General features: G+C 67.4%; 15 protein-coding genes. 7 read left to right on the top strand and 8 right to left on the bottom strand.

Going from position 1 to position 18,544, the window contains the following annotated elements; translation table 11 throughout:
* Positions 1–27: 27 nt before the first annotated feature.
* Together QZ814_RS05425 and bfr are read left to right on the top strand one after the other, a co-directional pair.
* Positions 28–198 (top strand): (2Fe-2S)-binding protein, encoded by a 171-nt coding sequence (locus tag QZ814_RS05425; RefSeq protein WP_294330065.1) that lies wholly within the window; start codon positions 28–30, stop codon positions 196–198.
* Between the two features lie 70 nt (positions 199–268).
* Complete coding sequence (gene bfr, locus QZ814_RS05420) at positions 269–751, top strand: bacterioferritin (RefSeq protein ID WP_294330064.1); 483 nt, start codon at positions 269–271, stop codon at positions 749–751.
* Positions 752–992: 241 nt separating this feature from the next.
* On the opposite strand, the gene QZ814_RS05415 is transcribed toward bfr, so the two are convergent.
* The 4 genes from QZ814_RS05415 to QZ814_RS05400 all read right to left on the bottom strand — a co-directional run bounded on the left by QZ814_RS05415 (position 993) and on the right by QZ814_RS05400 (position 6,088).
* On the bottom strand, positions 993–1,775 hold the full coding sequence (locus QZ814_RS05415; protein WP_294330063.1) for an arginyltransferase: 783 nt from the start codon (positions 1,773–1,775) through the stop codon (positions 993–995).
* 254 nt (positions 1,776–2,029) lie between these two features.
* Positions 2,030–3,313 (bottom strand): glycosyltransferase, encoded by a 1,284-nt coding sequence (locus QZ814_RS05410; RefSeq protein WP_294330062.1) that lies wholly within the window; start codon positions 3,311–3,313, stop codon positions 2,030–2,032.
* Positions 3,314–3,516: 203 nt separating this feature from the next.
* The gene (locus tag QZ814_RS05405; RefSeq protein WP_294330061.1) at positions 3,517–5,049 is read right to left on the bottom strand and encodes an aminoacyl--tRNA ligase-related protein; all 1,533 of its coding nucleotides are present in this window, start codon (positions 5,047–5,049) and stop codon (positions 3,517–3,519) included.
* Positions 5,050–5,110: 61 nt separating this feature from the next.
* Positions 5,111–6,088 carry a right-handed parallel beta-helix repeat-containing protein gene (locus QZ814_RS05400; protein WP_294330060.1) on the bottom strand — a complete coding sequence of 326 codons (978 nt, stop codon included), beginning with the start codon at positions 6,086–6,088 and terminating at the stop codon, positions 5,111–5,113.
* A 322-nt stretch (positions 6,089–6,410) separates the two neighbouring features.
* Here QZ814_RS05400 and QZ814_RS05395 point away from each other — a divergent pair, with 322 nt between their 5' ends.
* Both QZ814_RS05395 and QZ814_RS05390 read left to right on the top strand, forming a co-directional pair.
* Positions 6,411–7,877: an oligosaccharide flippase family protein gene (locus tag QZ814_RS05395; RefSeq protein ID WP_294330059.1), complete on the top strand. Its 1,467-nt coding sequence runs from the start codon at positions 6,411–6,413 to the stop codon at positions 7,875–7,877.
* Between the two features lie 54 nt (positions 7,878–7,931).
* Entirely contained in the window at positions 7,932–8,981 is a 1,050-nt protein-coding gene (locus QZ814_RS05390; protein ID WP_294330058.1) for a glycosyltransferase family A protein, read from the top strand.
* A 60-nt stretch (positions 8,982–9,041) separates the two neighbouring features.
* Here the strand turns inward: QZ814_RS05390 and QZ814_RS05385 are convergent, their stop codons facing one another.
* Positions 9,042–10,529, bottom strand: coding sequence for an O-antigen ligase family protein (locus QZ814_RS05385; protein WP_294330057.1), 1,488 nt, complete (start codon positions 10,527–10,529; stop codon positions 9,042–9,044).
* 353 nt (positions 10,530–10,882) lie between these two features.
* Positions 10,883–12,880, bottom strand: coding sequence for a right-handed parallel beta-helix repeat-containing protein (locus QZ814_RS05380; RefSeq protein ID WP_294330056.1), 1,998 nt, complete (start codon positions 12,878–12,880; stop codon positions 10,883–10,885).
* A 191-nt stretch (positions 12,881–13,071) separates the two neighbouring features.
* Here QZ814_RS05380 and QZ814_RS05375 point away from each other — a divergent pair, with 191 nt between their 5' ends.
* On the top strand, positions 13,072–14,022 hold the full coding sequence (locus QZ814_RS05375) for a glycosyltransferase family 2 protein (RefSeq protein ID WP_294330055.1): 951 nt from the start codon (positions 13,072–13,074) through the stop codon (positions 14,020–14,022).
* 34 nt (positions 14,023–14,056) lie between these two features.
* On the opposite strand, the gene QZ814_RS05370 is transcribed toward QZ814_RS05375, so the two are convergent.
* On the bottom strand, positions 14,057–14,962 hold the full coding sequence (locus QZ814_RS05370) for an EpsD family peptidyl-prolyl cis-trans isomerase (protein WP_294330054.1): 906 nt from the start codon (positions 14,960–14,962) through the stop codon (positions 14,057–14,059).
* A 137-nt stretch (positions 14,963–15,099) separates the two neighbouring features.
* Between QZ814_RS05370 and welK the strand changes: the two genes are divergently transcribed.
* Both welK and QZ814_RS05360 read left to right on the top strand, forming a co-directional pair.
* On the top strand, positions 15,100–16,146 hold the full coding sequence (gene welK, locus QZ814_RS05365; RefSeq protein WP_294330053.1) for a beta-1,4-glucuronosyltransferase WelK: 1,047 nt from the start codon (positions 15,100–15,102) through the stop codon (positions 16,144–16,146).
* Positions 16,143–17,009 carry a glycosyltransferase gene (locus QZ814_RS05360; RefSeq protein WP_294330052.1) on the top strand — a complete coding sequence of 289 codons (867 nt, stop codon included), beginning with the start codon at positions 16,143–16,145 and terminating at the stop codon, positions 17,007–17,009. The genes welK and QZ814_RS05360 overlap by 4 nt, the downstream gene beginning before the upstream one ends.
* Before the next feature lie 61 nt (positions 17,010–17,070).
* Here the strand turns inward: QZ814_RS05360 and QZ814_RS05355 are convergent, their stop codons facing one another.
* Positions 17,071–18,459: an ATP-binding protein gene (locus tag QZ814_RS05355; RefSeq protein WP_294330051.1), complete on the bottom strand. Its 1,389-nt coding sequence runs from the start codon at positions 18,457–18,459 to the stop codon at positions 17,071–17,073.
* Between the last annotated feature and the right edge of the window lie 85 nt (positions 18,460–18,544).

Here is an 18,544-nt window from a genome sequence, read left to right as displayed (position 1 = left end):
CCGCATCGAGAGCCGAGGGATTTTCCGATGGTCGTGTGCGTGTGCAATGCCTTGCGGGAACGGGACGTACGGGAAGTGGCGCGGCAGGGCGCACAGAGCGCATGCCAGGCCTATCGCGCGCTCGGCTGCCAGGCCAAGTGCGGCCAGTGCGTGCCCTTCGCCCGCGCGATCATCGCCGAGGAACGCGCCGCCGCTTGACGGCACATCTCTGGTTTCGTCCCGGTCGTTTCGCGGCTAGACTGGCCGCCGAACGACAAGGGATGATTACATGAAGGGCGACGCCAAGGTCCTCGACTATCTCAACGAGGTCCTCAAGAACGAGCTGACCGCGATCAACCAGTATTGGCTGCACTATCGCATGCTCGATCACTGGGGCGTGCAGAAGCTCGCCGATTTCGAGCGCCACGAATCGATCGACGAGATGAAGCACGCCGACTGGGTGTCGGAGCGCATCCTGTTCCTCGACGGCCTGCCCAATTTCCAGCTGCTCGGCCGCCTGCGCATCGGCGAGACGGTGGAAGAGCTGCTCCGCGCCGACCTCGCGCTGGAAGTCGAGGCGATCGCCGTGCTGCGCGACGCGATCCAGCATTGCGAAACCGTCCGTGACTTCGTCAGCCGCGACCTGTTCCTGAAAATCCTCGAGAGCGAGGAAGAGCATGTCGACACGCTGGAGCGCCAGTTCGACATGATCGAGCGGATGGGGCTGGAAAACTATATCCAGCTCAACAGCAAGCCGTCGGAAGCCGAGTAAGGGCACGCGGCTTCCCGCCGCCCCATCCCATCCGCGCCAAAACCATCGTCATCCCCGCGGAGGCGGAGATCCATTGACGCCGGTGCCGAGGTTCCTTTCCCCAGCGCACCAGGCAATGGATTCCCGCCTTCGCAGGAATGACGATGGCTTTTCTAGTCGCCGCTGGCCTTTGGCCTCACCGGCAATCGCCCTGTCTTTCGACGGGTAGGCGCGTTCCTGTCCGCAGCGCGAGCGCGGCCGGTCAGGCGAAGGCCGCGGCCACCGCGCTCGGCATCGCGCCGACCAGATCCTCGTCCTCGAGCAGCGCCCAGCCGCTGGGGCCCAGCACCTCGATCGGGCGGTAGCGGGTCTTGTACGCCATCCGCGCGCTGCCCTTCACCCAGTAGCCGAGATAGACATAGGGCAGCCCCGCCGCGCGGGCGCGCAGGATGTGATCGAGGATGATGAAATTGCCCATCCCCGGCCGCGCCTCGTCGTCGGTGACGAAATAGCTGTAGATCATCGACAGCCCGTCGCCCTGCTGATCGGTGATGCACGCACCGACCAGACGGCCGCGCTCGCCGTTCACCGACGGCTCGCGATATTCGACGACATAGGAACTGACCGGCGACTGCTCGACCATGTCGGCATAGTCGCTCTCGTCCATCGCCGCCATGCCGCCGCCGGGGTGGCGCGAATCGAGATAGCGCTTGAGCAGGTCGTACTGCTCGCCGGTCGCCCAAGGCTTGCAGGCGGTGACCTCGAGGTCGCCGTACCGCTTGAGCAGCTTGCGCTGGGTGGCGTTGGGCTGGAAGCCTTCGGTCACCACCCGGACGGACACGCAGGCGGTGCAGCCCGCGCAGCTCGGCCGGTACGCGACCGACTGGCTGCGGCGAAAGCCGATGCGGCTCAGCGCGTCGTTGAGTTCGCCGGCATGCTGGCCGGAGAGTTCGGTGAAGATCTTCCGTTCCTGGCGACCGGGAAGATACGGGCACGGCGACGGACTGGTAACGAAGAAACGCGGAAAACGAGATAATGCGGTCACCGCTCAGCCGTCCTCTTCTCGATCGGGCCGTCCCGACCAGCCCCTCTTGGGAGACTATGGGATGGGATGCCAATGATGAAAAGCGGGTTTACTATCAATCAGGATCATTCCCGCCCCCACAGCTTTCCCGCGTGGCGCGGAACGGGACGAATCGTTTGCCCCGCTAACCATCCATTGTGCTTGGCGGGGCGAATCGCCGGCGGGACGGAGCGGCCTGGCCCGCGCAGGGGCACCCGAGTCGCAGCGCCCCGGACTTACGCGACGGTCGCGAGCCCCAGTGCATCGAGCGCCGCGCCGACACCGTCCTCCGCCGCGAGCGCGATCGCCGCCCGCCGGGCGTGGGCGGCAATCGCATCGTCCTTCAGCAGCGCGTCGATCGCGGCGGCGGCGCGGTCCACGGTGTAGCGGCGCTTGGGCAGCACCGCGCCCAGCCCCGCCCGCGCGATCCGCGCGCCATTGTCGAACTGGTCGCCGAAGATCGCGCAGACGAGTTGCGGCACCCCCGCGCGGATCGCCTGCGCGGTCGTACCGATGCCGCCATGGCCGATCACCGCCGCTGCGCGCGGGAAGAGCTGGGAATGCGGCGCATAGCCGACGACGATCACGTCCTCGGCATCGACGCTGCGAAACTGCCCGACCATGTCGTCACCGACCAGCAGCACCGCCCGCCGGCCCAGCCGCCGCGCGACCTCCGCGCTCGCCGCATAGAAGCCGTCTTCGGCATAGACCGCCATGCTGCCCAGCGTGAAGACGAGCGGCGGCGGCCCCGCGTCGAGAAACGCCTCCAGCGCCGGCGAGAGCCCCTGCCCGGCGAACCCGCCATCGTAGAAGACGAAGCCGGTCTGGCAGAAGCTGGCGGGCGCATCGCCAGGCGCAGGCGCGAAGGCGGGCGACCACAGCCCGACCGCCCGTTCCACCGCCAGCGGCCCGGCGAGCATCTCGTTGCCGGCAAAGGGCGGCGCACCGGCCTCGGCCCGCAGCTGGGCGAACGGCTTCAGTCCCTTGGCGAAGCGCCGCTCGGCAAGGCGCAGCAGCGGACGCACGGCCCCCGGCCCGAACCATCGGCGCAGCGTCACCAGCACGGTTTCGCCGCGGGGCAGCACCGGCGGATCTTCGGCGGAAAGCAGCGTGATCGGCTGGAGCAGCGCGGTCGCCAGCCGGACGCCGGCTGCCTGCGCCGCGATCCGGGCGTGGATCGAGAAGCTGCTGGCAATCACCAGATCCGCCCCCGCCACCACCGGCTTCAGGTCCGCCAGCGTCACTGCGGCATAGGGCACCAGCACGCGGTTGACGATGAAGTCGAAGTCCTCGGCGATGGCGCGCGCCATCGCCCCCTCGTCCATCCCGGTATCGGCGATCAGCTGCGGCCCGTCGGGGCGGATGGGGTGGAATTCGATGCCGTGCCGCTCGGCGATCGACCGCACCGACTCCGCGCCGGCGAACACGGGCACATGCCCGCGCGCCTTGAGGCCGAGGGCCAGCGCGATGAAGGGGTGCACGTCCCCCAGCGTTCCCAGCGTCGCCAGTACCACCCGCATGCGCCTGCCCTCCCTGTCGGGAGCAGGCTGGTCGCAGGTGGCAGCGGCGCGGTCAATAAAGATCCTCCCCGGCACGGGGAGGGGGACCATTCGCGCAAGCGAATGGTGGAGGGGGGCATCCACACCGGACTCGCCTGCTGCGCTCCCCCTCCACCACCGCCTCCGGCGGCGGTCCCCCTCCCCGTTCCGGGGAGGATCGAAGCTCAATAGGCCCGGGCGACCAGGATGCGCTCGACCGCCGGCTTGCCGGTGAACAGGCAGCTGCCCTCCGCCGGTGCCGCGCCGCCGGGCACGTTGCGGAAGGTGAGCTTGAGCGCCTTGAGCCGCTCGACCACCGCGTCCAGCTCGGCGCCGGTCGGCTTGGCCCAGCTGACCTCGGCCCAGCCGGGGAACTTGACCGTATCCGCGAACATCGCGGCCAGTGCGTCGAAGTCGGTCACGTCGCGGCGGATGTTGCTGTCCAGCCGCTCGCGCGCGTCGAGATACAGGTTCTGCTGGATGCTCTCGAGGATCGCCGCGGCTTCCGCAACGAAGTCCGCGCGCGGCAGGATCTGCGCATTGAGCTTGCCGTCCTCGCGGTAGAGCTTGTCACGCTGGATCACCGAGACGTTGCCGCCGGCGACGTCGCGCCCGCCGACCTCGATCACGATCGGCGCGCCCTTCTTCACCCAGCCCCAGCGCTTGGTCTGCGCCTTGACCGCCTTGAGGTCGAGCAGTGCGCGCACCGGCTCGCCCAGCGCGCTGAGCTTGGCCAGTTCGGCCTGGAGCGACTTGCAATAGTCGATGGTGGCCGCATCCTCGGGCTGGTCGCGCAGCATCGGCACGATCACGATCTGCCACGGCGCCACCATTGGCGGCACGCGCAGGCCGTCATCGTCGCCGTGCACCATGATCAGCCCGCCGATCATGCGGGTGGAAACGCCCCAGCTGGTCGTCTGCGCCAGCTCGAACTGGCCTTCCGAATTCTGGAACTTGATGTCCTGCGCCGAGGAGAAGGTGGTGCCGAGGAAGTGCGAGGTACCGGCCTGCAGCGCCTTGCCGTCCTGCATCATCGCCTCGATCGAGAAGGTCGAGACCGCGCCCGGGAAGCGCTCATTCTCCGGCTTCTCGCCCGCGACCACCGGCATCGCCAGGCAATCCTCGGCGAAGCTGCGATAGACTTCGAGCATCTTGAGGGTTTCTTCCTGCGCCTCTTCCACCGTGGCATGGGCGGTATGCCCTTCCTGCCACAGGAATTCGGCGGTGCGCAGGAACATGCGGGTGCGCATTTCCCAGCGGACGACGTTCGCCCACTGGTTGATCAGCACCGGCAGGTCGCGCCAGCTCTGCACCCAGCGCGACATCGCAGCCCCGATCACCGTCTCCGAGGTGGGGCGGACTACCAGCGGCTCTTCCAGCTTGGCCTCGGGATCGGGCACCAGCCGGCCGTCCTTCTGGACGAGGCGATGGTGGGTGACGACCGCCATTTCCTTGGCGAAGCCGTCGACATGCTCGGCTTCCTTCTCGAAATAGGAAAGCGGGATGAACAGCGGGAAATAGCAGTTCTCGTGCCCGGTCGCCTTGATGCGATCGTCGAGCAGGCGCTGGATACGCTCCCAGATGCCATAGCCCCAGGGCCGGATCACCATGCAGCCGCGCACGCCCGAATCCTCGGCCATGTCGGCTTCGCTGATGACGGTCTGGTACCATTGCGCGAAATCGCCGTCGCGCGTGACGGAAAGGGCGTGCTTGATCATGCCCCAGCGCTTAGCGGCTGGACGCGCCGACGCAAGGGCCGGCGCGCCCATCCGCTGCCGGTCACTTCTTGTAGAGGCCGCCGACCTTGTTGCCCTTGGGCGGCTTCTGTACCCCGCCGATCACATAGGTGGGCGCGGAATTGCCGACCAGCGTGGCGGGGCTCTCGGTGCGGATCCACGGCTTCATCGTCGGGCCGGCGGTAATGACGTTGTTCTTGATGACGATGTTGTTGCCCGGGCCGATATAGATGGCGTGCCACATCGTGCTGGTGAACACGTTGTCGGTAATCTCGATATTGTCGTACCCGCCGATCTTCGCTTCATCGCCGAAGAACACGCCCTGGAACTCGTGCCCGGGGGCACCGTCGAAATTATTGTGATGGATGGTCACATTCTTGCACGCGGTGGTCTTGCTGCGGGTCCAGCACTGGATCGCGTCCGGGTGCGCGCCCGGCACCGGGCGGAAATCGTAGAAATGGTTGTTGACGACCTTGGCGCCGTTGACGGCGGCGAGGTTGATCGAATCCGTGCCCAGATAGCTGAAACTGTTGCTGTCGATCACGACATCGGCACTGTCGTCGAAGGTCAGCGCGACGTTGAGCTCGCGAAACGTCACGCCGGTGACCGTCATGCGCCGCGTACCCCGGAAGTAGACGCCGTTCATGTCGTCGGCCGGCGAGCCGTTGAGCGAGCCATGGACGGAGCCGCCCTTGATCGTCACGTCGGAGCCGCCGCTGATCTCGACGATCTTGGCCCAGGAGGGTTCGCTGCCCCGCACGCGGGTGAATTCGAGATTTTCGAGGACGAGGTTGCGCGGATCCTTCAGCCAGAAGCGCGAGAACCTCGCCGGCCGCTTGGGATCCTGGCTGCGGATCGTCACCGGCTTGTCGAACTGCGCGTTGCCGAACTGGACCATGCCATAGTCGCCCGGTGCCACGATGATCGTGTCGCCGCTCTTCGCCCTGGCCACGGCGGCATTCAGCTGCGCCGGGGTCGTGACGGTGTAGGCCGCCGCCATGGCGAGAATTGCAACGCTCATTCCTTCACTCCCAAGCCGCTATCCGCACGGCATCATACCGCTGCGGACGAGCGAACGAAGCACAAAGCGACACGCCCGCCCAAAGTTTCCCCCGCCCTGCCGCGCCGCAACATGGAACGCCCCTGGAAGCGTGGAGGCACGATCCGACCTTGGGCGCGCAACTGCAGGAAATTGCATCCGATATCTCGCCGCAACGCACAAAATGGAGGATACAGTCTTTGACTTGCCCCCTTGCTCCGCTAAAGGTGCGGCGTCGATGCGCGAGGGGGTGCGCGCGCGGTGCGCTGCCGGTGCGCCCGTGCCATGTTCTGGGATGTCTTGAATGAGCTTGGGCCGCAACGCCGCCGTGAACCTCGTCGGCGCCATCGTTTCAAGCCTGGTCGGCATCGTCACCGTTCCGCTGTACCTGCACGCAATCGGCGCCGACCGCTTCGGCGTGCTGGCGATCGGCTGGCTGTTCCTCAACACCTTCGGCTTTCTCGACTTCGGGCTGACCCGCGCCACCCAATATCGCATCGCCGCCAACGGCGACGAGGACCGCCCGGCGAGCGCCAGGACCATCGCCACCGCGATGACGCTGTGCGTGCCGATCACGGTCGTCGGGTTCGCGCTGATCTGGTTCGCGATCAACTATTTCTTCTCCGGCCATTTCAAGAGCAGCGAAGAACTGCGGATCGAGGTGCTGCAAAGCGCCTATGTGATCGCGTCCTGCTGGCCGGTGGTGCTGTTCTCGGCGGTGCTCAACGGCGCGTTGCTCGGGCGGCGGCGCTTCGTGCTGGTCAACATCTCGACGGTCGCCTCGTCGCTGCTGTTCCAGCTGGTGCCGCTGATCGTCGCCTGGACGCTGGGGCCCAACCTGCGCGAGCTGCTGATCGCCGCGCTGGTCGGCCGGGCGCTGCCGATGCTGGGGCTGGTGCCGGCGCTCTACGTGCAGTTCCTGCGCGGCTGCGCCTTGCACTTCAGCGGCAAGGAGGCCCGGGCGCTGCTCGGCTATGGCCAATGGGCCTCGCTCACCAGCGTAATCGCCACGGTGCTGACGATGGCCGACCGTTTCCTGATCGGCGCGCTGCTCGGCCCGGTGGCCGTCACCATCTACACTGCGCCGCTCCAGCTGGCACAGCGCGTCTCGATGCTCCCCGCGGCGCTATCCGGCGCCCTGTTTCCGCAACTGCCTACCGCGGCGCCCGAGGAGCGGATGAACCTGCAGGTTCGCTGCATCGAGATCCTGATGGGCAGCCTCACCGTGCTGATCGGCGGGGGGTTGCTGCTGACCGCGCCATTCCTCGACCTGTGGCTCGGCAAGACCATCGGCGGACCCGCCACGCCGGTGGCGCTGTTGCTGTTCTTCGGCGCATGGTGGACCGCGCTCGCGATCATCTCGTTCAGCGGGCTGCAGGCCAGCGGCCGCCCGCAGGCGAGCGCCGCGGTGCAGGCCGCCGAGCTGCCGCCCTTCCTGATCGGCCTCTATTTCGGGGCGAAGTGGGCCGGCGTTCCGGGCGCCGCGGCGGTCTACCTGCTGCGCTCGATACTCGATTATGCGCTGCTCACCTGGCAGGCGGGGCTGCTCGGCCGCACGCTGAAGCCGACCCTGGTCTGCGCCGGCATCATGACGCTCGCCTGCCTGGCCGGCTCGCTGTACCGGTATTCGGTGCCGATCTGGTTCCTGCTCTCCGCCGCCATCGCCCTGGCGCTGGTCGCGAGCGGCTGGTGGGCCGCGCCGGCGGGGGACCGTGCCCGGCTGGCCGGCCGCCTCAGCCGATTTGTCCCGGCGCTGTCGCGTTTCGCCTAGTATAGCTTCGTACAACGGTTCGCGGCCGTGGGGCGCCGCAAGTGGAGGATCCGGATGAAATACGACGTCGTCATCTCGACGCTGAACCGCGCGGAGGCCCTCAAGGCCTCGCTGCTCCTCCTGGAGGCGCAGAGCGCGCCGCCGAGCAACATCATCATCGTCGATGCCAGCGACGATCATGAAGCGATCAAGGCCGTCGTCGAGCCGGCGATCAACCGCGACCGGTTCAACTATCGCTGGGTTCCCAGCACGGTGAAGAACCTGCCCTATCAGCGGAACACGGGCATCCAATATGTCGAGAACGAGATCGTCTTCATGCCCGACGACGATTCGATGTTCTACCAGCACTCGGCGGAAGAGATCCTGACCGCCTACCGGCTGGATACCGAGGGCCGGGTCGGCGGCGTCAGCGGCCATCATGCGCGCAGCGCACCGGGCGAAGCGATCCTCGCCTACAAGCGCAGCGGCCTGCGCGCCTTCAAGGAGCTGATCCAGCCCTATCGCAACAAGGCCGAGGCCTATATCGCGCCCAAGCCGTTCACCACCTTCGCGCGCGAGCAGTGGAAGGCGCAGGGTCCCTTCCCTTCCTTCATCGACGGCAAGCGCTTCGTCGCCACCGAGACCATGGGCGGCTATCTGATGACGCTGCGCACCGAGGTGGCCAAGACCCTGCGCTTCAACGACGTGCTCGGCTACGGCATCGGCTATGGCCTCCACGAGGACATGGACATCGGGCTGCGCATCCAGCGCGACGGCAAGCTGCTCGTCGCCGCGGTCGAGGCGCCGATCTATCACAATTTCTTCCCGTCGAAGCGCGCGGCGGGCTTCAACTACGGCTTCTGCCACATCGCCAACTACGCCTATGTCTGCTGCAGCGTGATGCCGAAGAGCAGCAAAGCGTACCAGCAGTTCGCCCGCTATGCCCAGTACAAGCTGATGCTGTACCGGCTCGCCGCGACCGACGATTTCGGCAAGGACGTGCTGCGCGGCGCGCGGGTCGGCTGGGAAAGCGCCAAGGAGCTCGCGGCGGCGACGCCGGAGACGCTCGACGACGTCTACCGCAGCCTGTGCGACCGCTTCATCGAGCGCAAGAAGCCGGCCTGAGCCCTGCCCGACCGGCGCCGCGCGGCCAAGTGCCGCCGCAGCGCCTCGCGGACGCCGGCGTTATGCCGCGGCGTCCGCGGCCTCGGCCGCCTTGGCCCGCTTGCCCAGATAGACGAGCGCCACCCCGATCCCGAACAGCATCCAGTAGAGCGACTCGTTGTCGCCCTGCGACAGCACCGATCGCGAGGTCAGGAAGGTCACGTAGACCGCCGCGAAGGCGAGTTCGGGCGGGTAGCCGGACACGCGAGAAAAGATGCCCTGATAGGACAGCATCAGCACCAGCGCGACCACGCCACCGAAGAAGGTGAAGAACCCGATCACGCCATAGTCCGCCGCGGTCGACAGATAGCCGCTGTCGATCGACAGGAACCCGCCCTGGGTCCGCCAGCCCACCGCGCCGGCGCCCTCACCCGGGCCATAGCCGAGCAGCGGGCGCTTCGCGATCGCCGGGATGCCCAGCGCCCACTGTTCCTGGCGGCCCTGATTGCTCAGCTGCGTGGCACCGCCGCCCAGCACGCGGTTATGCACCGCCGGCACGAACGCGATGGCGCCGATGAACACCACCATGAAGGCGGGATAGATCATCGTCGCGGAGAGGCCGATCAGGCCGCCGCGGTCGGTCCGCCAGCGCCGCAGCGCCCAGAGCAGCAGATAGACGACGTGCGCGGTGATCCCGCCGACCACCGCCAGGCGCGCGCCGCTCAACACGGCCGACACCCAAAGCGCCAGATCGAACAGGATCCACGCCGCCAGGCCGCCCACGCCCTTGGCATTGACGATGCGGTGCAGGGCGAGCGGCATCATCAGCGCGACCAGCTCGCCCCACACCAGCGACACGGTGAACGTCGTCACCACGCGATAGGTATCGCGGAAATTCGGCGTGAGGACCTGCTTCAATATGTCGTCGTCGACATGGAGCCAGCTGGGGATCGAATAGGCCCACAGCACATGCTGGGCGCGATACTCGAACACGCCGATCACCATCAGGACCGAGACATAGACGAGCAGCCAGTTCATCCACCAATCGATCGACCGCTTGCCGGTTCCCAGCACCCAGAGCGCGACGAAGAACATCGGCGTGACGGTGTAGGTGCTGGCAAGCAGGCGCGGCAGATCGGAAAAGGGCGAGACCGACAAGATCGAGGCCAAGACCTGCGCGACGAGGAAGGCGAGGAAGAGCGTCGACGCCGGCCGGCTCGCCTTCAGGATTTCCTTGGTTTCCGCGCGGTACTGGCGCGATATCGACAGGCAAATCAGCAGCAGCAGGAAGATCGCCGCCGCCACGACGCGGCGCACCGAAATCCAGGGCAGGCCGGCGACCGAGACCGCGATATAGTTGGGCCACAGCAACAGCGCGCCGAGGAAGATGGAGAAAAGCCGGGTGAGCGCCTCGGTCGGCGCCCTGCGCGCCTCGGGCAGCGCCCAGATGACCGCGAGCGCGACGAGGCCGAGCGGCGCCGCCATCATGCCGAGCAAGCTCGGCGGAAGGATCGCCGCCGCGATGCCGTAGAAGGCAGCGGCGAAGACGAGGAAGACGAGCAGGGTCAATCGGCGGGCCGCGATGACCCAGCCGGCACGCTGCGGCTGATAGAGGGGCAGAACGTCGACGCGCTTGCGCAGCAGCGCCTGCAGCCAGGCCGGACGCCGCCATCCCCGCTTATGTCCGCTTCCACGTCCACGCCGCCACCGGGGAAGGCCGCTCCTCAAACTTGCCGCGGTCTTCATCGACAACTCCTCGAGCGCAACTGCCAGCCGTAAAGATACGCGTCGCCATACGGCCCGCATTACCGTGGTCCGTTTGGGTCAGCGCCCCATGATTTGCAAGATATATGACGCACCGCGCAAATGGATGCGGGCCGGACGCCAGGGCGCCGGCCCGTCACCCTGATTACCGCCGCTCGTCAGACATGGTAGAGATCGAGCGCGGCACTTCGGCCCGACAGCAGCGCCCCGAAGCCGCTGGTGCCGAACGTGCCGGTGCCGGCCGCCACCGTATTGGCGAGAACCGTCTGGAGCTGCGAGACCTGCGCCGTCGCCGTGGTCAGCGTGCTGGTGGTGGCCAGCGTGGCGGCGGGCGCAAGCGGCTGCTGGACGGCCGAGCTGCCGCCGGTGGTGAGCAGCGAGGTCGCCGTGGCGGCCAGCCCCTTGGTGAGGCCGTACTTCACGGTGTCCGCCGCCGTCGTGCTGCTCGCCACGCCCAGCGACACGACCTGGGCGGCACTCAGCGCGCCGTCGCGGAGTTCGATGTCGCCGATCGTGCCGCTGGCGGTATCGGTGAACTGCCCACCGATATACAGGCCGGCGGAGAGCACCGGCTGCGTCGTTCCCTTCACCGTGCCGGTGCCGCGGACCACGCCGTCGACATAGAGGATCGCCTGGCTGCGGCTGCTGTCATAGGTCAGGGCGATCTTGTGATTCGCCGTGTCCGTCAGACCCGCACCCTTGGTGGTGACCGTATAGCTCTGCCCCGCCGAGTTCGTCATCGAGAAGCTCAGCTCCCCGCTTGCCAGCAACGAAACGCCCCAGCTGCGGAAGATGCCGAGGATCTGCCCCGCCCGCGAGGTCGACGAGTCGCGCTTGAAGTCGAAGCTCAGCGAGAAGGCCGACAGCGAGTAGATCTGGCGCGTGCCGTCGCGGGTCAGCTCCATGCCCGTGCCGTTCACGATGTGGAAGCTCTTGCCGGTCACCGCGGTCAGGTCGATCGCCTTGGACGTGGCGGTGGAAGCCCAGCGCGAGTCGTCGACCAGGCCCTTGCCGTTGAAGCTCAGGTCGAGCAGCAGCGACGGATTGGCGGCCTTGGCGCTCGCCAGGTCCGACGAGACCAGCGCCGCCGCCGCGCTGCCGACCGGCGGCTGGTAGCCGATGCCCGGAATGACCAGATCCGCGAGACGCGCCGCGCTGCCGGCGTTGAGCCCCAGCAGCTTGCGCATCGTCGCCGGGTCGTTGTTGATGGCGTAATTCTTCCCCATCGTCATGTTGGTGGCCGTGTCGGTGATGACGCGATCGGTGACATTGTTTGCAACCGTGCCGCCGTTCACCTGGTCCAGGCGAATCCACAGATCGATCCCGTCGGGCTGGGAAACCACGGTGTTGCCCGTGACGTTGACGTTCTGGCCGTGCGTGACGTTGATGCCGTGATAATAGCCGTTTTCGTAGATCAGGTTATTGTTGATGTTGATGTTGGTATACGGGAGATTCCCGTCCTCGTCGTTCATGAAGATGCCCTGGTTCCCCTTGCCGGCACCCTGCATGATGACGTTGTTCGAGATGGTGATGTTGCTGTTCCCCTTGACCTTCTTGGCCGTGAAGAACTGGATCGCGTCGGGATGCTCGCCGCCGACCGGGTACAGGCCGGTGAAGCTGCTGCCGTCGATGAGCAGATTGCTCATTTCCGTGAAATTGGTGTGGTCGCGGCGATTTTCGTGGAAGCTGCTGTTGAGGATCTTCATGCCGTCGTCGTTCTGCGCCACGAGGCCGACGCCGAAGTGATCGAACGACGAGTTCTTGATGACCACGTTCGACGAATCGCGCACGAACAGTCCCCACCCCTTCGACAAGGAAGGATCCCCGGTACCACCGCTCACCGTCACATTGTCGAGGGTGACGTTGGTCGACGTGCCGATATTGTCGAGCCGGCTGTTGTCGTCGGTCGGCTTGAAATCGGTCTGCGCGATCAGATCCTTGAGCGTCACGTTGCTCGACGAGTAGATCGTGAACTGCGAGATGTTCGCCTTGTTGTTCTGGTCCAGCGAGGTGATCGTCACGTTGGACGTGAAGTTCTTGCTGGTAAGGGTGACGCTCGAATAGGTCCCCGCGGCAAGCTTGATGGTCTCGCCGCCTTTCGCCGCCTTCAGGGCAGCGTCCAGTTCGGCCTGATTCTTGACGATGATATCCGGCATGTTTGCACTCGTACTAGTTCGACCCCCGTCGAACGTTGATCCCAGCACCAGGTAAATATCGGTATTGGTTCAACATTGGCCGAAAGGATCCGGTAAATTTTCCCTTGACCCTGTTTCGCGTTCGCGGCCGAAGCGTGTGAAAACGCGTGCTTTTACTCGACGCCGCACTGCAGCGTGGCTATGCAACCGCCATGCTCGAACGCCCTGCGCCCGAGGTCAGCATCCTGGTGGTGGCCTATAATTCCGCGCCGTTCCTGGCCGAATGCTTCTCGAGCATCGCCACAGCGGCCGCGACGACTCCCCACGAGATCCTGCTGATCGACAATGGCGACGGATCGAGCGAAGCCTTTGCCCGCACCCACTTCCCCGACGTCCGGATCGTCCCGAGCGAAGGCAATATCGGGTTCGGCGCCGGCAATAACCGGCTGGCGGCGCAGGCGGTCGCACCGCGACTGCTGCTGCTCAACCCCGACGCCGCCCCGGTTCCCGGCGCGGTCGACCGGCTGGTCGCCTTTTCGAAGCAGCATCCGCAGGCGGCGGCCTGGGGCGGGCGCTCCTATTCGCCGGAAGGTGCGCTGGACGCCGCCAATTTCATGGCGCTTCCCACGCCCACCGATTTTCTCGTCTCGGTGATCGACAGCCGGTCGCTGCGCCGCGGCGGGCTGCCGGCGGGGGCGACCGAGCCCGGTCCGGTCGAGGTGCTGAACGGCGGCTTCATGATGGTCCGCGCCGATGTCTGGCGGGCGATCGGCGGGTTCGACGAAAGCTTCTTCCTGTACGCGGAAGAGATCGACCTGTTCGAGCGGATCCGGGCGCGCGGCGATGTCGTGCTGGTCGATCCCGGGGTCGGCGTCATCCACAATACCGGCAGCGGCCAGTCGATGTCGGCCAGCCGGCTGCTCTACCTCACCACCGGGCGCATGCATTATGCCCGCAAGCATTTCAGCCCGCTGGGAGCGTGGGTCACGGGGTGCGCGATGTGGCTCACCGCCGCCAAGTTCGCCTGGGTGTCGCCGCTGCTCGCGCGACTCAAGCCGCACGATGCGGAGCGCTTGCGGCAGCTGGGCCAGGGCTGGGGCGCGGTGCTCCGCCAGCGGCCCGCTTGGTGGTCGGGCTATGCGGGACGCGGCGCCCGAAACTGAAAGCCGGGCCGCGCGATCGCGGCCCGGCCCTCGCTCAGTTCGCGTTCCCCGCCGCGGGCGCAGCGGCGCCCGGCGCGGCCGGCTTCGGCGCGTTGCCCTGGAGCTGCGGCGGCGCACTGTAGCCCGGCTGGTACTTCACGGTTTCCCGCGCCTTCTTCAGACGGTCGTTCAGCTGGGCGTCGGCCGCCTTGCTGAACCGCTCGCTGCGCAGCGCATTGAGCGCCAGGTTGCGCGCCTGGTCCGCCGGCAGCGGCTGCACGGTGGTGGCGGTGATCACGTTCGCGGTCAGCCCCTGCTGGCTCGGCAGGATGAACATTTCCTGCGGCGGCAGCGCGGCGATCTTGCCGGCGATCTCCGGCGGCAGCGCGGCCGTGTCGATCTGGCTCGGCGCGCGGCGGAACTGGACGCCGTCCGCCGAAAGCTTGGCCACGAGCTGGTCGATCGTCTTGAGCGGCGCGAACTGCTTCAGCTTCTCGGCCGAGCTGGGCGGCGGGAACACCACCTGATCGATCGTGTAGACCTTGCGCTGGGCGAACCGATCCGGATGCGCGGCCTGATACTTCTCGATTTCGGTATCGGTCGGCTGGGCGATGCCGCTGGCGATCTTGTCGCGCAGCATCGTGGTGAGGATCAGCTCGTCGGCGCGCCGTTCCTGGATGAGGAAGGCCGGCGTCTTGTCGAGCTTCTGCTCGCGGGCGACCTTGGCGAGAATCTTGCGCTCGATGATGCGCTGCAGCGCCATCTGCTCGGCTACCTTGCGATCCGTGCCCGGGGGGACCTGCGAAGCCTGCAGCTCGGCGTTGAGCTCGAAGACGGTGATTTCCTCGCCGTCGACGCTGGCGACCACCTGCCCCTTGTCGAGCTTGCCCCCCTTGCCCCCACATCCGGAGACGGCCAGCGCGGCCGCAGCCACCGCCGTAACCAGGTACAATTTCTTCATGAAGACCTCCCCACCGCCGCGGAATTGCGCACGGCACAAACTTCTACTTGAACCTATTCGGACGGGCGGGCATCCGCAATAGCGTTGGCAGCGCAGCATCACTCCCATGCAGGGACGTGCAGGATCAAGGGAATGGCATGGCAGACGCGACCGCGATGGAGACAACGGCCATCAAGCCGTTGAAAATGTGTCTCGCCGCTTCAGGCGGTGGCCATCTCCGGCAAATCCTCGACCTGGAGTCGGTGTGGCGCGAACATGAATATTTCTTCGTTACCGAAGATACGGCGCTGGGCCGCAGCCTTGCCGAGAAACACCCGGTCGAGCTGGTCGAACATTACGCCCTCGGCCAGGCCAAGCTCGGCCACCCGCTGCGCATGCTCGGCGGTGCCTGGCGCAACCTGCGCCAGAGCCTGTCGATCCTGCGCCGGCACAAGCCCGATGTGGTGATCTCCACCGGCGCCGGCGCGGTCTATTTCACCGCGCTGCTCGCCAAGCTGTCGGGCGCCAAGTTCGTCCATATCGAGAGCTTCGCCCGCTTCGATCACCCCTCGGCCTTCGGCAAGATGGTCAAGGGCATCGCCACGGTGACGATCGTCCAGTCCGCGGCGCTCAAGCAGACCTGGCCGGATGCGGAACTGTTCGATCCGTTCCGCCTGCTCGACACCCCCCGCCCGCCCAAGCAGCCGCTCACCTTCGCCACGGTCGGCGCCACCCTGCCCTTCCCGCGGCTGGTGCAGGCGGTGCTCGACCTCAAGCGCGCCGGGGGCCTGCCGGGCAAGCTGGTGCTGCAATATGGCGACCAGGACCTGCCCGACCCCGGCATCCCCGACGTCGAGATTCGTCGGACCATCCCGTTCGACGATCTCCAGCTGCTGCTGCGCGACGCGGACATGGTGATCTGCCACGGCGGCACCGGCTCGCTGGTCACCGCGCTGCGTGCCGGCTGCCGCGTCGTCGCCTTCCCGCGCCGCCACGACCTGGGCGAGCATTATGACGATCACCAGGAAGAGATCGCCCAGACCTTCGCCGACAGGGGCCTGCTCCAGGCGGTGCGCGACGAGCGCCAGCTCGGCGCCGCGGTGGCAGCCGCCAAGGCGACCGAGCCGCAGCTGGCGACCACCGACCATACCGCGCTCGCCGCCCGGCTGCGCGAACTGCTGGCGCAGTGGAGCGCCAAGCGATGAGCGCCCCGCGGATCAGCGTCGTCATCCCGCACTACAACGATCCGCAGGCGCTGCGGCAGTGCCTCGACGCGCTGGAGCGCCAGACGGTCGGCCGCGACGCGTTCGAGATCATCGTCGGCGACAACAACTCGCCCTGCGGGCTCGCCGCAGTGGAGGCCGCAGTGGCGGGCCGCGCCCGGATCGTGACCGTGCTCGAAAAGGGCGCGGGGCCCGCGCGCAACGGCGCGGCGGCGGAAGCGCGCGGCGAGATCCTCGCCTTCACCGACAGCGACTGCGTGGTCGAGCCCGGCTGGCTGGCCGGCGGCGTCGCGCACGTCGCGCCCGGCCGGTTCGTCGGCGGCCATATGTATGTGCTGAAGCCCGAGGGACGGCTGAGCGGCGCCGAGGCGCTGGAGATGGCGCTGGCCTTCGACAATGAAGGCTATGTGCGCCGCACTCACTTCACCGTCACCGCCAACCTGTTCGTGATGCGCGCCGATTTCGCGCGGGTCGGCGGCTTCCGCACCGGCGTGTCCGAGGACATGGAATGGTGCCACCGCGCGATCGGCATGGGACTGACGATCGACTATGCCCCCGAGGCGTCGGTGGGGCACCCGCCCCGTCCGGACTGGACAACGCTGCTCGTCAAGACGCGGCGCATCCAGCGCGAGCTGTTCCTGTTCCATCTCGAGCGCCCGCGCGGGCGACTGCGCTGGCTGGCGCGTTCGGTACTGCAGCCCGCGCTGATTCCGGCCGATGCCGCCAAGATCCTGCGCACGCCCGGGACGCGAGGGTCGCGGGCCCGCGCACTCGCCACGCTGGTGCGGCTTCGCTTCTGGCGGGGCGGGGCCGGGCTGCTCCAGCTGCTCGGCCGTCCGGTCTGAACGCGCCCGATCGGGCGCCACGGGGCGACGGGCCTGCCGCCGCCGCCCCGCACCGCGACGATCAGACCAGCGCCAGCGCGTCTTCCAGCGTGCCGCTGTCGAGCCGCAGGCGGCCGACCATCAGCCACAGATAGACCGGCAGCGTATCGTCGGTGAAGCGGAAGCGGCGTTCGCCGTCCTGCGCGTCGGTTTCCAGGCTCAGCTGGCCCGCCAGCGCGCCGAGTTCCTGCTCGATCTGCGCGGCGGTAATCGAGGATCCCGGCAGCAGGTCGACCACGGCCTGGCCGCTGAACCAGCCGTCGGCCGAACGCGACGCCTCGCCCAGCGCGGCAACGAGCGGATCGTAGCGGCCGCCGACGAACTTGCGCATCTCCGTCACCGCGCGCGGCGGCATCCGGCCCTCGATCTCGAGGATCGCCTGGTCGAGCGCGCGGCGCAGGTGGCCGGCATCGACGGTGAGGCGTCCCTGATCGAGCGCCTCCAGCGCCGAATGGTGGCACAGCAGCCGCGCGAAATAGGGCGAGCCCAGCGCGAGCAGGTGGATGATGCGGGTGAGGTTCGGATCGAAGCGAACGCCCGAGGCGGTCTCGCCGAGGCCGATCATCTCCTGCACTTCCGCCTCTTCCAGCCGCGGCATCGGCAGGCCGATGATGTTGCGGCGGATCGACGGCGCGTAGCCGATCAACTCCTGCAGGTTCGAGGCCACGCCCGCGATCACCAGCTGGACGCGGGCCGAGCGGTCCGACAGGTTCTTGACCAGTTCGGCGACCTGCTGGCGGAAGGTGACGTCGGTCACGCGATCATATTCGTCGAGGATGATCAGCACGCGGGTGCCGGTGATGTCCGTGCACAGATCGGCCAGCTCGCCCGGGCCGAAGCTGCCCGAGGGGAGGCGGTCGGCGAGGCTGCCGCCGCTTTCCGCCTCACCCGCATTGGGCGCGACGCCGCGGTGGAACAGCAGCGGCACGTCCTGCAGGACCGCGCGGAAGACGTCGCTGAAATTGGCGTTCGCGCCGCAGGTCGCGTAGCTGACGATATAGCTGGATTCGCGCGCAACGTCGGTCAGGACGTGGAGCAGCGAGGTCTTGCCGATGCCGCGCTCGCCATAGAGCACGATATGGCTGCGCTGGCTCTCGATCGCCGAGATCAGCCGCGCCAGCACGCCCAGGCGCCCGGCGAAGCTCGACCGATCGGCAACCGGCTGGGTCGGCGTGAAGAAGGTCGCGAGCGCGAACCGGGCACGGGTGATCTCGCGCCGTTCCTCGCGGCGGCGATCGAGCGGCCGGTCCAGCGCCGAGGCGCGGAAGGTCGGGAAGTCGGGGCGCCCGCGGCCGCCATGCGCGTCACGGTGCGGCACCACCGTTGCCGCCAGCGGGTAATAGCCGTCCTCTTCGGGCACTTCCCGACGACCGAACGGCCACAAGAACTTTAGCGCGGAACCTACAGCCACTCGAACACCTCTTAAAATCGTGCGCCATCGCGGAAGACGGCGGACCCTGGCTCGCGCCCGACGGCGCCCCCCTCGTGCACCGACA

It is taken from the genome of uncultured Sphingomonas sp. (assembly GCF_913777625.1).
Classification (GTDB): domain Bacteria; phylum Pseudomonadota; class Alphaproteobacteria; order Sphingomonadales; family Sphingomonadaceae; genus Sphingomonas.
This window is presented reverse-complemented; position numbering and strand designations above follow the sequence as displayed.